We start from the raw sequence: 15029 nt of genomic DNA on the forward strand, positions 1-15029 counted from the left end.
AATTAAGGACGCCATATGCAAGGGTTAATGCCTACACTTCGCAGTAACGCACGGCGATAATGTAAATTAAACAAACACCATGCAACCGGCCCAAGTAAACCCGCTAACAACAGCCAACGCTTAACCGGCATGCCCTTTTTAATCGCCTCTAAATACATAATCGCTATAAACACTGCGCTTAATAAAACAAAAATCAAAGCAATACCTAAACCTGTAAAAACAAGCCGCGTATTTTAACCATAAAATGACTGTTTTTAAAGCTATGCACTTACTATTTGAATCTAAGCAATAAAAAAAGCCGAACAAGTCGGCTTTTTAATATAAATAATTAGGCGCTTACTTTTCAGCACGGCCCATAAATTTATGCTCTGCAGTATTGATACGAATACGATCGCCTGTAGAAATATGCTCAGGAACTGAAATATTTAACCCTGTAGACATACGCGCCGGCTTTGAGCGTGCACTCGCCGAAGCACCCTTAATAGATGGGTCGGTTTCTTCCACAACCAGTTCAACACTTGATGGCAAATCTAGGCCAACCGGTGCGCCATCTATTACAATAACGTGCACGCCTTGAGTTTCTTCATTTACGAACAAAATCTCTTCGCTAATCGCATCTTTACTTAGATTATATGGCGTGTAATCTTCGTTATCCATAAACACATACTCGTCACCATCAATGTACGAAAGCATAGCTTCACGACGAGTTAAATCAGCAAGCGTTAACATATCACTGTCTTTAAATGTTTCATCCACTTTGCTGCCCGTTACTACGTCGTATAAACGCATACGGTACAAACTACCACCAGCACGACCTTGTGGAACTGAGCGTACTATATCTTTTACAACTAAAACGCGACCATTAAAATCAATGGCTGTCCCTTTTTTAACTTCACTCGCCTTTGGCATGAATATATTCCTATTATTTTTGACTCTGAGAAACATACCACGAACTAGATTTTGTTCAACTAAAACTGCTTCAAAACCCCGCTATACCTTGGATTAACTCATAAAATTATGATTTTTACAAAAATACATATAATCAAACATTAAAAAAACTGTTATGGTAGTTTCATCGAGTATGACTTCAAGGAATGGATCATGGACCAACAAACTGTACATGAGTATTTAGTTAACAAACCACTAGTTAAAGTAACCCAACCTTTTTCTAAAGAAGTTGATGTTTACAAGGTAAACCATAAAATGTTTGCCACCCTTGCACTGGGTAATGATGATAATAACGACGCCAATGGCGAGCCTATTTGGTGGTTAAATTTAAAATGTGACCCCGACGAAGCACTAGCATTAAGAGATATGTTTACTGCAGTGATCCCTGGCTATCATATGAATAAACGCCTTTGGAATACCATAATACTAGATGGCACAATCCCGCAAAATGAGATTAAGCGAATGATTGATAATTCATTTGATTTAGTGGTAGATAACATGCCTGAAAAAGATAAAAAAATTATCGCCGCCCATCTTTAAATACTCCATTTTATTTTAAATACGCTTGAAGTACTTCAAGCGTATTTATTACCAATATTTAGCCCCCCCTAAAGCTAAATCCAAACATCCTGTTATATACCTCGATGCCAAAACACTTTTCAACACACAGCGTTTACCTTTAAATATCAGCAAGTACAAAAACCCACTTTCAAGCAGTAGACAATACTCTCTAAGGGTATGGTTTATTACTTATTCAAGTGATATTTAGTGAGTTTAATAATTTGAGTGGTTAGTAAACTTTTTAATAGGCTTTCGCTTAAATAATTTAGCCATAAAAAAACCGCATATAAAATGCGGTTTTTATTAGTAAATGCTTATTTACTTATTCTTTAGCACTTGGCGCTGCAGCATCGTCAGTGGCTTGCTCTGCAGGCTCCGACTCACCTGTTGGCTCTGCGCTTGGCTGAGCGGCATAAAACTTAGCACCTGACTCTGCCATTGCTACAAGCGTGTCGCAAGGGGTAAAAATTGCATTGCTACTGCCTAATGTAGACATATCTGAGCTTATCTTACTTGCGCCTAGTTTATCCATATAGCTAAATGGTCCGCCGAAGAACGGTGGAAAACCAATACCAAAAATAGCACCAATATCACCATCACGCGGGCTGGCAATAATGCCTTCGTCTAAACAACGAACCGCTTCATTTAGCATTTGTGCGATACAACGTTTGGCAATTTCGCTTTTATTTAAACGTGGAGCTGGGGTAACGTTTAGTAGTTCGTAAACTGACTCATCAACCTTTTTGCCTTTTTTATCGTACTCATAAAAGCCACGACCAGTTTTACGACCAAGGCGTTTTGACTCTATCATACGAGTAAATGCATCGGGTGCTTTAAAACGCTCGCCTAGCTCTTTTTCTAAAATTGGCGCAATTTTAGAACCAATATCAATACCCACTTCATCAAGTAATGCCAGTGGACCTACCGGAAAACCAAACTCAACTAAGGCTGCATCAATTTTTTCAATTGGCTCGCCTGCTAGCATTAAGTTAGCCGCTTCGTTTAAGTAAGGCGCTAAAATACGGTTTACATAAAAGCCGGCGGTATCTTTTACTACAATAGGTGTTTTACCTTGCTTGCGCGCAAAGTTTACCACACGAGTAATGGTCTCTTTTGAGGTGCCTGCGTGTGGAATAATTTCTACCAGTGGCATTTTTTCTACTGGTGAAAAGTAATGTAAACCAATCACGTTTTCAGGGCGCTGAGCTTGAGCTGCAATTTGCGAAATAGGTAATGACGAGGTATTGCTCGCAAAAATAGTATTTTCTTGGCATTCACGCTCTACATCAGCAACCATGCCTTGTTTAAGCTCAAGATCTTCAAATACCGCTTCAATTACTAAATCTATATTTTTAAAACCGCTGTAATCGGTAGCGCCTGTAATACGGCTCATTGTTAGCTGCATATCGGCTTTAGACATAATGCGGCGCTTTAAGCGCTTATCTAAAATTTTATAGGTGTAGCTCATTGCATTACTAATGCCCTGCTCTGCTACATCTTTAATACGTACCGGTACTTTAGCTTTAACGGCACTTACGTGCGCAATACCTGCGCCCATTAGTCCGCCACCTAACACTGCGGTTTTGTTAATTGCTGGTGCGTCGCCGTTGCGCCAGTCTTTTTTCATTTCTGTGGTTGCAAAAAATACACTGCGCAGCGCTTTTGATTCGTCGCTCATTACCAGCGTTGCAAAGCTTTCCGCTTCGGTTTTATACGCTTTTAGCTTATCGAGCTCTACGCTTGCACGTACTGCTTTAATAATTAAAAGTGGCGCAGGGTAATGTCCGCCCGTTTGTTTAATGACGTTTTCTTTTGCTTTTTTAAAGATAAAGTTACGGCCAAACGGATTTGATTCTAGCAGCTTGCTCACGGTGTCGAGTTTTGGCTCTTTAGCTGGTGCTTTGCCTTTAGCGGCAAATTCTTTCGCTACTTTTAATAGCACGCTATGTGGTACGCAATCATCTAATACACCGGCTTTTTTAGCTTGCTTTGCACGAATTTGCTTACCAGTTAGCATCCATTCTAAGCCTTTTTGAATGCCAATTATTTTAGTTAAACGCTGAGTACCGCCACCGCCAGGTAATAAACCTAATTGCACTTCTGGCAAACCAATTATGGTAATACCACAGTCGGTGCCTACGCGATAATCACAGGCTAATGCAAACTCTAACCCACCACCTAAAGCAGCGCCATGAATAGCACTAACCGTAGTGAAAGGTAAGTTTTCCATGTCAAAAAATGCATGGTGACATAACTCGCTAATAGCTAAAGCATCTTCACGCTTTTGCACACTATCAAGCATTTTAACGTCAGCGCCAGCAATAAAGTTATCACTTTTACCACTAATAAATACCATGCCTTTTACAGACTGCTGTTTAGCTTCGGCTAGTAAGGCTTTTAAATCATCGGCAAAACTACTGCGCAGGGTATTCATTTTTTCGCCCTGCACATCTATAGTTACTACGGCGATTTTATTTTCATCAACCGTTAAATTAAATACTGAATCTGACATTACGCACTCTCCAATACAAAAGCTGCACCTAAACCACCTGCAGCACAGGCTGTTGTTAATGCTAAACCGCCACCACGACGCTTAAGCTCGTATAAGCTTTGCGTAATTAAGCGAGCACCGGTTGCTGCAAATGGATGTCCATAAGCAAGCGATCCACCTAATACGTTAAACTTATCCATGTTAATTTCGCCAATCGCTTTACTGCGACCTAAGTGCTCTTGCGCAAACTTATCTGAGGCAAACATTTTCATGTTAGCGAGTGTTTGCGATGCAAACGCTTCGTGCATTTCTATTAAGTCTAGGTCGGCAAGGGTAATACCCGCTCTATCTAGTGCGATAGGCGTGGCATGAGCTGGACCCATAAGCATATCTTTTTCAACACCAATGGCTGAAAACGCAAAACTGCGTACATAACCAAGGATTTCGTAACCCAGTGCTTTTGCTTTGCTTTCGCTCATCATTAATACCGCAGCTGCACCGTCGGTTAATGGGGTGGCGTTTGCTGCAGTTACTGTACCGTGTTGGCGGTCAAATACTGGCTTAAGCTTAGCGTAGCCTTCAACCGTTGAGTTTTTACGAATGTTGTTATCTTCTTCAATAAAGCTTTTATATGGCGGTAAGTGCGCCGTCATTACTTCATCTTTTAATTTTCCATCTGCCCATGCTTGGGTTGCTAATGAATGCGAGCGATGCGCTAATGCATCTTGATCTTCACGGCTAATGTTATGTGTTTTAGCCATTTGCTCAGCAGTTTGCCCCATTGAAAGGCCTGTTGAGTACTCTGCAACTGCAGGAGGCACTGGCAATAGATCTTTTAAACGCAACTTTGAAAATATTTTTAAGCGCTGACCTAAAGTACGCGCTTTATTTAAATCAACTAAACTGCCAGCTAATTTTTTGCTTACGCCAATGGGTAGTACCGATGAAGAATCGGCGCCACCAGCAATACCTACAGTAACAGAGCCGGCCATAATAGACTCAGCAACGTTGGCAATAGCCTGAAAACTAGTAGCACAGGCACGTGATACTGAATATGCATCAACCGATACCGGCATGCCAGTACCTAATACAATTTCGCGTGCTATATTTGGTGCTTCTGGCATTTGTACTACCTGACCAAATACAAGTTGATCAATTTCTGACTTGTTGAAATTTAATCGCTCAAGCATTTCGTTAACCACAAGTTTACCCATATCAAGTGCAGGTACATGGTGGAACGCTGTTGCTTGCTTGGCAAAAGGTGTACGTAGGCCGCTAACTATGGCTATACGATCGCCTTTTGGTGTTTTAAGTATGTTTTGCTCAGACATTAATTATGCTCCCGCTGACAGGTCTGACCTGTTTGTTTTACTCGATTCTAAACAACCCGTGTACTAAAGCCAATAGATAAACTGAAATTTATCGATTAGTAGGCAAATAAAATTCTCTAAGACCTACTATATAAGTACTACAATAGGCTTTTTTAGACGCATTTACAAAGTTTTGTGATAGGCTAAAAGTCGTTAATAAATAACGAACTATTTTTAAAAATACAGTCTAACTCTTGAGTTATCCAATTTTAAACCTTATAACTAGGTCAGTATTTCGTACCCAAATAACTTTGGTATTATTCCAGCTGACGAGGACAGTCTATTTATTATGGCAGCTAACGCATTTTCACAATTAAAAACGTACTTAGATACACAAATTATTGGCCAGCCAGAGCTTACTCAAGCGCTACTTATTACCATTTTAGCTGACGGCCACTTATTAGTAGAAGGCCCTCCTGGCCTTGCAAAAACGCGCGCCGTAAACGCCTTGGCTAAAGGCATTGAAGGCTCGTTTCAGCGGGTGCAATTTACGCCCGACTTGCTCCCTGCCGATATTACTGGTACTGATATTTATCGTCAGCAAACCAGTGAGTTTGTATTTGAAAAAGGCCCACTGTTTCATAATCTTATTTTAGCTGATGAAATAAACCGTGCCCCAGCTAAAGTACAATCAGCCTTATTAGAAGCCATGGCAGAGCGCCAAGTAACTGTGGGTAAAAATACTTATCCGCTAAGTGACTTATTTTTAGTAATGGCCACACAAAACCCGCTGGAGCAAGAAGGCACTTACCCGCTACCTGAAGCGCAGCTTGACCGCTTTTTACTGCATTTGAGTATAGGTTACCCCGGCGCAGAGCACGAATTAGACATACTGCGTTTAACCCGAGGCGAAGCATTAAACGAGCAACCAGCAGTAATGCAAAAAATTAGTCAAAGCGATTTATTTGCCGCTCGTAAAGCTATTTTAGGCCTTTATTTAGCACCACCACTTGAGCAGTATTTAGTGCAGCTTATTATAGCTACCCGTGAAGGCGCTAAGTTAGACGCACAACTAGGTAGCTGGATTGAGTTTGGTGCTAGCCCACGTGCCACTATTGCCCTTGATAAATGCGCCCGTGCGCATGCTTGGTTGCAAGGCCGCGATTTTGTAGCGCCCGACGATATTCAGGCTGTAGTACATAATGTATTGCGCCATCGTATTATTTTAAGTTACGAAGCCCAAGCCGATGGCATTACTAAAGATCAGGTAATTAGCCGTATTGTTGAACTTGTAGCCGTACCGTAACTTATGCAAACACCATTAGATCCCCAAGCATGGCTTGCACAAAGCCATAGCCACGGTGTTAATTTAGCGCTTAAAGAGCTGATGTATTACAAAGCCAAAGCGCAATTGCTAGAGCTGGCTCCTAAAGTAAAAATTAAAAACACCTTAACCGGGCAATACCTTGCGCCGCATAAAGGCCGTGGTATGGAGTTTGCCGAAGTACGCCACTATCAACAAGGCGACGATATTCGCTCTATTGATTGGCGTGTAACTGCGCGCACTGGCGAAACACACACTAAGCTTTTTCAAGAAGAGAAAGAGCGCCCGGTGTTTATTTTTACTGATTTTTCAAACTCGATGCTATTTGGCTCGCAGTTGTTATTAAAATCGGTGCAAGCCGCGCACATTAGCGCATTAGTTGCTTGGTCGGCCTGCCAACGTGGTGACCGTATTGGTGGCATTGTATTTAATCAGCACTCTCATTTAGAACTCAAGCCCAGCGCCCGTGAAAAAGCGGTATTAAAGCTGTGTCATAATTTGTGTGATAGCCACCAGCAAGCCCTTAACGCAATTGACGAGCAAGCCACTAACAACTTTAGCGATAACTTAAAGCGCCTTAACCATTTGGCTAAACCCGGTAGTTTAGTGTATTTAATTTCTGACTTTAATGCCCTAGACGACGCCAGCTTTAAACAGCTCGAAATACTAAGCCGTCACTGCGAGCTAATTGGTTGCCACATAAGCGATCCATTTGAGCATCAGTTACCGGCATTTAAACAAGCCGTTACAGTAAGCGCCAATGGCCAAGACTTTGCCCTACCACTTATGGATAGTAGTTTTAGAGCTCGCTTTGCTAAAAATGCCGAACAGGCATTTAGCACACGCTTTAATCGCTTAACTAAATCGGGTCTTAATTTAATATCATTCAATGCAGCCACACCGCTTGAGCTGCAATTAGTGAGAAAATAACCATGCAAACGTCTCCACTTGATGGCCTACACGACATAATAGCGCCAAGCCAAGTAAATTGGTGGCCACTTGCCCCTGCTTGGTGGGTTATTATTGCCGTTTTGTTATTGCTGCTAAGCGCCGCAATTTATATGGCTTATAAGCGTTATAAATTTAAACAACCAAAACGCTTCGCGGTTAATTTAAGCCAACAGCACACTGATCCTCAGCAATTACATATTATTTTAAAACGCTTAGTCATCGCCTATTACGATAAACGCCTTGCTACGCAATCTACCAAGCAGTGGTGTAATACGCTTAATACACTAACCGGATTAAGTTTTAGTGAACAAGAAATTCTCAGTGTTTATAATCTTGAGCAAAACAATAGCGCGCTAGAAAATAAGTTTCGCCAAGCAATTAAGCAATTTAAGTTAAAGGAAGTGGTTAATGTTTGAATTTAGCTGGCCATGGCTGTTTATATTACTCCCCCTGCCTTTATTACTATTATTACTAAAACCGGCTGTAAACAATGCGCACACTCGACTGCGGATCCCAAGCTTTGCCAAACATAACTTAACCAGCCAAAGCGTTGAAGCTCATGCACGGCGCTTAACTCCGTTCGAGTGGGTTATATGGCTATTACTGGTAATAGCTGCGGCAAACCCTACTTGGTTAGATGATCCTATTTCAATGCCAAACGAAGGCCGCGATATAATGCTGGCGGTTGATTTATCAGGCTCTATGACCGAGCAAGACATGGCTTACAATGGCCAATATGTTGACCGCTTAACTATGGTTAAAGCGGTATTAACTGATTTTATAGAGCAGCGCCAAGGCGACAGGCTCGGCCTTATTTTATTTGGCGACACCGCCTTTTTACAAACCCCCCTTACGCGTGATGTAAAAACCGTAAGTAAAATGCTTTCTGAGGCACAAATTGGTTTAGTTGGCCGCGCCACTGCCATTGGCGATGCTTTAGGGTTGTCGGTAAAACGTTTTGCAAACAAAGATAAAAGCAATCGTATTGTGGTGCTGCTAACCGACGGGCAAAACACTGCGGGTAATTTAAAACCCGAAGAAGCCCTACTGCTTGCCCGCGATGCTGGTATAAAAGTGTATACCATTGGCGTTGGCTCAGATAATCCTCGTGGGTTTAGTTTATTTAATATGGGCGGTATGAGCGGCGACACAATAGATGAAGGGTTATTAAAACGCATAGCCGAGCAAACTGGCGGCTTGTACTTTAGAGCTAAAGATGTAGCCGGTTTACAGCAAATTTATGCCGAACTAGACAAATTAGAGCCCATTAGTGTAGATGAGCAAACCTTTCGCCCGCAAAGCTCATTATTTTACTTGCCGTTATTAATCGCTATTTTGCTAATTAGCTTAAAAGTAATGTTAACAACCCTGCGCGCAATAAAGGAGCCTAACTAATGGATTTTGAATTTATTCGCCCTGCTATTTTATGGTTACTTATACCCGCAGCTGGGTTATTTTTTGTTGCCTTAATTAAGCGCAAAAAAGCCAGCAATGAGCAGCTAATTGCACCGCATTTAGCACAGTTTATTATGAGCGACGCAAGCACTAAAACTAACCAGCCACTTTGGTTATTAGCGCTATTTTGTAGCTTAGGGATTATATTTAGTGCCGGCCCCAGCTTTGAAGAAAAACAAGTACCTGTGTTTCAAAGCAAAAATGCTCGCGTTATTGTTATGGACATGTCGTACTCTATGTACAGCACAGATATTTTGCCAAATAGATTAATGCAGGCGCGTTTTAAAGCCCTCGATATGATTGATTTATTTAAAGAAGGCGACACAGCGCTAGTAGCCTATGCAGGCAGTGCTTATACCATTTCACCGCTAACCAACGACGCCACTACACTTGAAAACCTAATACCTAGCTTAAGCCCAGAAATAATGCCCGACAAAGGCTCTAATGTTTTAGCTGGCCTTGATATAGCAAAAGAGCTATTAGGACAAGCCGGTTACCTAGATGGCGATATTATTTTAATAACCGACGGCATTGATCAGCAAGAGCAAAGTGAGGTGAGCACCTTTACTAAAAACACCCAATACCGATTAAATATCTACGGTGTAGGCACCGCCCAAGGTGCGCCAATTAAACTACCCGAAGGCGGATTTTTAAAAGACCACTACGGGCAAATTGTAGTGCCGACTATTAATACCAGCCAGCTAAAAAGTTTAGCTACAAACAGCGGCGGTAAATTTGCTAGTTATCAGCCAAGTAGCGCCGACATTGCTGTTTTTGCACCTAGCGCTAATGGTGAGTTGTTAAAAGATGAAAAACAAAACCATGCGCTTTGGCGTATAGACGCCGGTATTTATGGCTTATTACTGCTACTACCTTTAAGCCTTTATTTATTTAGACGTGCGGCTTTGCTGAGTGTGTTTTTAGTGTTTAGCTTTTTACCACAGCAAAATGCGTATGCCGTAGAGCTGCCCACAGTTTTAAAAAACACCGATCAGCGAGCGCTTGATGCTTATAACAATAAAGATTATGAGCAAGCAATAACAGCCCAATCGAGCCAATTAAAAGGCGCTGCGCTTTATCAGCAAGGGAACTTTGAGGCCGCGGTTAATCAATTTAGTGATGATAAATCGGCAACCGGTTTTTATAACTTTGGTAACGCACTTGCTAAAGCGGGCAAGCTAGAGGAAGCAATTAATGCTTATCAACAAGCTCAAGCATTACACCCTAACTTTACACAAGCCGCAGACAACCAAGCACTGGTTGAGCAATTACTGAATCAGCAGCAAGAGCAACAAAACCAAGGCGGTGACGAATCACAAGACGGGCAAAAAAGTGATGAGCAAAACCAACAGCAAAATTCTGATGAAGCCAAGCAAGATCAGCAACAAAATGATGAGCAAGGCGAAGCGCAAAGCGACAGTGAAAAAAACAGTGACGATAAATCGGATAAAGACTCTGAGCAAGCACAAGAGCAAGCTGATCAACAAAATAAACCTGACATGCAAGCTGAGCCGCAAAACGAGCAAAGTGAAAATCAACCAGCCGAACAGCCAAATGATAACGCTGAGCAACAAAGTGAGCCACAGGCTGCAAACGAACCTGTGCCCGACGAGCAACAACAAACTGCCGAGCAACAAGCGCAAGCAGTACAAGCCAGTGAGCTGACTAACGAAGAAAAAGAACAAGCACAGCAGCTTAATCAGTTACTGCGAAAAGTGCCCGACGATCCCGCTATTTTATTACGGAACAAAATGCAATTAGAAGCCCAAAAAAGACAATATCAACGTCGCCCCACAGGAGTAGAAAAGTCATGGTAATGCGATTATTTTGCTGTTTATTGCTATTAAGTGCGATGCCATTGATGGCTGCCACCAAACTCGAAGCCAGTGTAAATAAAAACCCGGTGTTAGCGGGTGAGTTTTTTATTCTTAATATTACAGTAGACGACACAATTAAAGATGAACAACCCGATACCTCAATGCTGTTAAAAAGCTTTGTGGTTGGCCCTACTAGCTTAAGTACTCGCACCAATATTATAAATGGCAGTATGAACAAGCAAACTACCTGGTCGGTTAAACTAATGACCCGCCGTGAAGGTGAATACACTATACCGTCGTTTACTGTTGCAGGGCTTAGCTCGCAGCCTATTACTTTAAAAGTAGCCAAGCGCGCAGCTGATGCCGATAAAAATAACGATATATTTTTAAAAACATCGCTCTCAAGTAAATCTTTGTTTGTACAAGAAGCCGGTGTTTATACGCTTAAACTTTATTTAGCCAAAGAGCTACTCGACGGCAGTTTAGGCACGCCTAGCATGGAAAATGCACAACTTAGCCAACTAGGTAAACAAACGGAAGATTATGAACTGGTTGACGGTAAACGTTACTTAGTAATTACCCGAGAGTATTTAATTCAGCCGCAAAAAAGTGGTGACTACACTATTGCCGGCCCAGCTTTTCAAGGCCGTGTGCAACAAAATTACCGCCAGTTAGAAGTATCGGCACTTGGCAATGATCAGCAAATAGAAATAAAGCCTATTCCAAGTAATTACAATGGCGCTTGGCTGCCTAGTGAGTTAGTATGTTTAGATGAGCAATGGCAACCAGAGGATAATACTGTTGAGGTAGGCACTCCTATCACACGCACAATTACCTTAACGGCACTTGGTGTAACCAAAGAGCAACTCCCCGAAATATCAATGCCCGATATTACAGGGATCCGTAGCTACCCAGATCAAAAAGAAAATAACAATGCGGTGCGTAATGGCCGTGTAGTATCGCAGCAAATTGCCTCTTATGCTTTATTACCACAAACACCCGGCACCTATACGCTACCCGAAATAAAACTGCCTTGGTATAACACTAAAATAAATCGTATTAGCTTTGCCACTTTACCAGAGCGCACTATTACTGTGATCCCTAGTAGCAATGCTGCTAATCCTGTGGTTATAAATGATTCGCAAAATACCAATAACCAAGCAGCAGGACAAAATAGTATAGATGCAACTAATCCGCTGCAAGTACAAAGCTCAACACCATTATGGTTAATAATTGTTGCTGTACTGGGCTATTTATTATGGATTGTGACTGCAATTTTTTATTGGTTAAGCCGTTCTACTCATAATGTGCATGTAGTAGCTACAACTGATAAAACGCCCGCGCTACCTAGTTTGAAAAACTTATTACATGCAGCAAATAAAAACGATGCAAAAATGTTTTATAGCGCATTAAATATATATGCAAAAACAGTAACTAAGCAAAATATGGGTGCTATTGATACTTTATGCCGTGCTATTAATGATGCAGAACTAACTAATAACGTGATGCAGTTACAAACACAATTATACAGTAATAAAAAAACAACCAGCGATCTTACAGCTATAGTTAAATTACTTAAAAAGTATCAGGCTCAAACATTAAAGTCGCAACAAGCTGTATTAAAAGACCTTTACCATTAAATTTTAATGCGTATAGGCCTTTTATTACATTAAATAATATTTAACTAAAAAAAGAACTTATGTTTGGAAATAAAAAATCGAATAATCAGGTCTTAATTGATATGGCACAAAAGCAAAAGCGCTACGAAGCCTTGGTTCATGTTTACCATAAAGAGCTTTACCGCTTTGCCTATTGGTTATGCCGTGATCCACACATTGCCGATGACTTAGTACAAGAAACATTTTTGCGTGCCTGGCGCTCGCTCGACTCTTTACTGGATCAAAAAGCAGCAAAGTCGTGGTTACTTACGATTTTACGTCGCGAAAACGCGCGACGATTTGAGCGCAAACAATTTGATTATAGCGATATAGAAGATGAATTATTGGTTGATGAAAGCAGCCACTCTTTAGACGATGAAATGGAGCAAACTGTTATTCAGCGCCAAATTGCACTCTTGCCTGATGAATACAAAGAGCCGTTATTACTGCAAGTAGTAATGGGCTGCTCAGGCGAAGAAATTGCAAATATACTCGATTTAAATAAAAACACGGTAATGACACGTCTATACCGTGCTAGAAACCAACTTAAAGAGGCTTTAAGCCGTGATGATGAGCAACTTAAAGGGGCATCAAAATAATGGATGAGCTTGAGTTTCGTCGCCGCACTATTGCGCAGCCAAACGATATTGACAATGAGCTTACCGAGTTTGCTAAAGACAACTCAGAGCGACAACGGTTTATTAACGACATGAAAGATTTCGATAAATATTTACAAAGTGCAGCTAATGACGTTCCGGTACCTGAAAACCTAGCCGAGCGAATTCTTTTAAACACCTCTTTAAAAGAAAAAGCACAGCAACAAGCGCAAATACCGGCTAATAAAAACGTTATTGCATCGCGATCGCGCTTTAAGTTTGACCGAGTACATTTAGCCCTAGCCGCTTCGTTTGTTGTTACTATAAGTGCATTCTTTTTTAGTTCTGAGCAAAATACCTATGGCGCAGGTGAGCATGCTTTAGCCCACGTTTATCACGAAATAAATTCTCTCGATAAAACACAAGCAATTAGCCTGCAAAGCGTGAATGAAAAGCTCGCCTTACTTGGCGGACAATTAAGTGAGCTACCCGGTAAAATTACTTACGCTATGTTTTGTGACTTTAAAGGGGAGAAAGGCATACATTTAGTGTTTGAATCTGACTTTGGCCCTATGACGGTATTTATTGTGCCGACTAAAAATAAAGTGTTTGAAATGGGCTCTGATGACTTTCATGATGACAGATTTGAAGGCCATATTAATAGAGGCCAACAAGCCGATACCGTATTAATTGCCAGCTTAGGTGCGCCGGTGAATATGTATAATGAACGTGTTTCTGGCGCTATTCGCTGGCTGTAACCTTGTAGCTTCTCGCACCGCTTAGACCAGCTAAGCGGTGCGCTTAATATTTAATAATTTCACTCCTGCCCCTTAAATATTACCAACCAGCCAACTGATTTTTAAAGTAAATAATATTTCTATAGGTATAATCGACACTTTATTTTATTTAAGGATTTTCATGAAGAATTTTGTCGTTATTTTATCTTTGTTGGCCTTGCTAATGACTGCAAGCTTTGATGCACAAGCACGTAAAAAGTTTGGTAGTAGCAAACGTGGTAAAACTCCAGCTACGCAACAAACCGCACAAAAGCAACAAACAGATACCAAGGCAGTTGCGCCTGCGGCAAAGCCAGCATCTAATAAAAAAGGCATTATGGCGGGTGTATTTGGTGGACTGCTTGCTGGTGGCTTAATTGCTGCTATGTTAGGTGGTGATTTTGAAGGGTTTCAGCTGCTAGAGATGATTTTACTTGCGGGTGCAGCCTTTATAATATTTAAACTTGTTCGTGGCTTTATGCGCGCAAGGCAGTCGCCTCAACTGGCCAGTGCTGGCATGTCACAAAATGCATTTAAACAAGCACCTATTGAGCATGAACAAACAACAAGTACAGGATTTGCTAATAGTACTGCGCACGGCGACGATGTGCCTTTTAACTTACCGCCTGGCTTTGATACAAACGGCTTTTTACAAGGTGCTCGTGAGCATTACCACACACTACAAAATGCGTGGAACGAAGCTGATTATCACACTATGGCTGAGTATTTAAGCCCTGAATTAGTGGCCGAATTTAAAGCAGAGCGCGAAGCAATTACAAGCGTAGCTACTGAAGTGATGTTTATAGATGCAGAACTAGTACGCGCAGATACGCTGACTGACAAGTGGCAAGTAAGCGTACGCTTTAAAGGTAAGTATCGCGATTTAGCAGATAAACAAGAACAACCTATTTTAGAAATTTGGCATTTAGAGCGTTTAACGCTTACTGATGCACCTTGGCTGATTGTTGGCGTTGAAGATTTAATAGACGCATAGGCTCTAAATACGAGGCAAAAATAAACCGCACTAACCTAAGGTTGTGCGGTTTTTTAGTTAAATAATTTAACTAACCTGAGCTCCGGATAATAAACTTATCTCAAGCAGCTGTTTTCAGCGCTAACTGCGTTGAATTTACTTGCAATAG

The 15029-nt window shown here is 41.3% G+C and carries 14 protein-coding genes; 10 read left to right on the forward strand and 4 right to left on the reverse strand.

What is annotated here, in order from left to right:
• Positions 1-2: 2 nt before the first annotated feature.
• Entirely contained in the window at positions 3-197 is a 195-nt protein-coding gene (locus I6F41_RS13415; RefSeq protein WP_011327659.1) for a hypothetical protein, read from the reverse strand.
• A gap of 139 nt (positions 198-336) precedes the next feature.
• A complete protein-coding gene (efpL, locus tag I6F41_RS13420) occupies positions 337-909 on the reverse strand; it encodes an elongation factor P-like protein EfpL (RefSeq protein ID WP_011327658.1) in 573 nt (190 codons plus the stop codon).
• 192 nt (positions 910-1101) lie between these two features.
• On the opposite strand from efpL, the gene I6F41_RS13425 reads away from it, so the two are divergent.
• Positions 1102-1488, forward strand: a complete 387-nt coding sequence (locus tag I6F41_RS13425; RefSeq protein WP_011327657.1) for an MmcQ/YjbR family DNA-binding protein — start codon at positions 1102-1104, stop codon at positions 1486-1488.
• Between the two features lie 343 nt (positions 1489-1831).
• On the opposite strand, the gene fadJ is transcribed toward I6F41_RS13425, so the two are convergent.
• Together fadJ and fadI are read right to left on the reverse strand one after the other, a co-directional pair.
• On the reverse strand, positions 1832-4021 hold the full coding sequence (fadJ, locus tag I6F41_RS13430) for a fatty acid oxidation complex subunit alpha FadJ (protein WP_182684496.1): 2190 nt from the start codon (positions 4019-4021) through the stop codon (positions 1832-1834).
• Positions 4021-5331: an acetyl-CoA C-acyltransferase FadI gene (fadI, locus tag I6F41_RS13435; RefSeq protein ID WP_011327655.1), complete on the reverse strand. Its 1311-nt coding sequence runs from the start codon at positions 5329-5331 to the stop codon at positions 4021-4023. Before fadI ends, fadJ begins: the two co-directional genes overlap by 1 nt.
• Before the next feature lie 328 nt (positions 5332-5659).
• Here fadI and I6F41_RS13440 point away from each other — a divergent pair, with 328 nt between their 5' ends.
• From I6F41_RS13440 to I6F41_RS13480, 9 genes are all read left to right on the forward strand, one after another.
• A complete protein-coding gene (locus I6F41_RS13440; RefSeq protein WP_089367942.1) occupies positions 5660-6616 on the forward strand; it encodes an AAA family ATPase in 957 nt (318 codons plus the stop codon).
• A gap of 3 nt (positions 6617-6619) precedes the next feature.
• Complete coding sequence (locus I6F41_RS13445) at positions 6620-7564, forward strand: DUF58 domain-containing protein (protein WP_086998270.1); 945 nt, start codon at positions 6620-6622, stop codon at positions 7562-7564.
• Between the two features lie 2 nt (positions 7565-7566).
• A complete protein-coding gene (locus I6F41_RS13450; RefSeq protein WP_011327652.1) occupies positions 7567-8001 on the forward strand; it encodes a DUF4381 domain-containing protein in 435 nt (144 codons plus the stop codon).
• Complete coding sequence (locus tag I6F41_RS13455) at positions 7994-8980, forward strand: vWA domain-containing protein (protein ID WP_011327651.1); 987 nt, start codon at positions 7994-7996, stop codon at positions 8978-8980. The genes I6F41_RS13450 and I6F41_RS13455 overlap by 8 nt, the downstream gene beginning before the upstream one ends.
• The gene (locus I6F41_RS13460; protein ID WP_182684495.1) at positions 8980-10857 is read left to right on the forward strand and encodes a vWA domain-containing protein; all 1878 of its coding nucleotides are present in this window, start codon (positions 8980-8982) and stop codon (positions 10855-10857) included. The genes I6F41_RS13455 and I6F41_RS13460 overlap by 1 nt, the downstream gene beginning before the upstream one ends.
• Entirely contained in the window at positions 10851-12497 is a 1647-nt protein-coding gene (locus tag I6F41_RS13465; RefSeq protein WP_197108644.1) for a BatD family protein, read from the forward strand. Before I6F41_RS13460 ends, I6F41_RS13465 begins: the two co-directional genes overlap by 7 nt.
• 101 nt (positions 12498-12598) lie before the next feature.
• The gene (locus tag I6F41_RS13470) at positions 12599-13114 is read left to right on the forward strand and encodes a sigma-70 family RNA polymerase sigma factor (protein WP_231613562.1); all 516 of its coding nucleotides are present in this window, start codon (positions 12599-12601) and stop codon (positions 13112-13114) included.
• The gene (locus I6F41_RS13475; RefSeq protein WP_011327647.1) at positions 13114-13869 is read left to right on the forward strand and encodes a DUF3379 domain-containing protein; all 756 of its coding nucleotides are present in this window, start codon (positions 13114-13116) and stop codon (positions 13867-13869) included. Before I6F41_RS13470 ends, I6F41_RS13475 begins: the two co-directional genes overlap by 1 nt.
• A 160-nt stretch (positions 13870-14029) precedes the next feature.
• Positions 14030-14881: a Tim44 domain-containing protein gene (locus I6F41_RS13480; protein ID WP_089367937.1), complete on the forward strand. Its 852-nt coding sequence runs from the start codon at positions 14030-14032 to the stop codon at positions 14879-14881.
• Positions 14882-15029 lie beyond the last annotated feature (148 nt).

This window comes from Pseudoalteromonas sp. SCQQ13 (genome assembly GCF_015864415.1).
Classification (GTDB): Bacteria; Pseudomonadota; Gammaproteobacteria; order Enterobacterales; family Alteromonadaceae; genus Pseudoalteromonas; species Pseudoalteromonas nigrifaciens.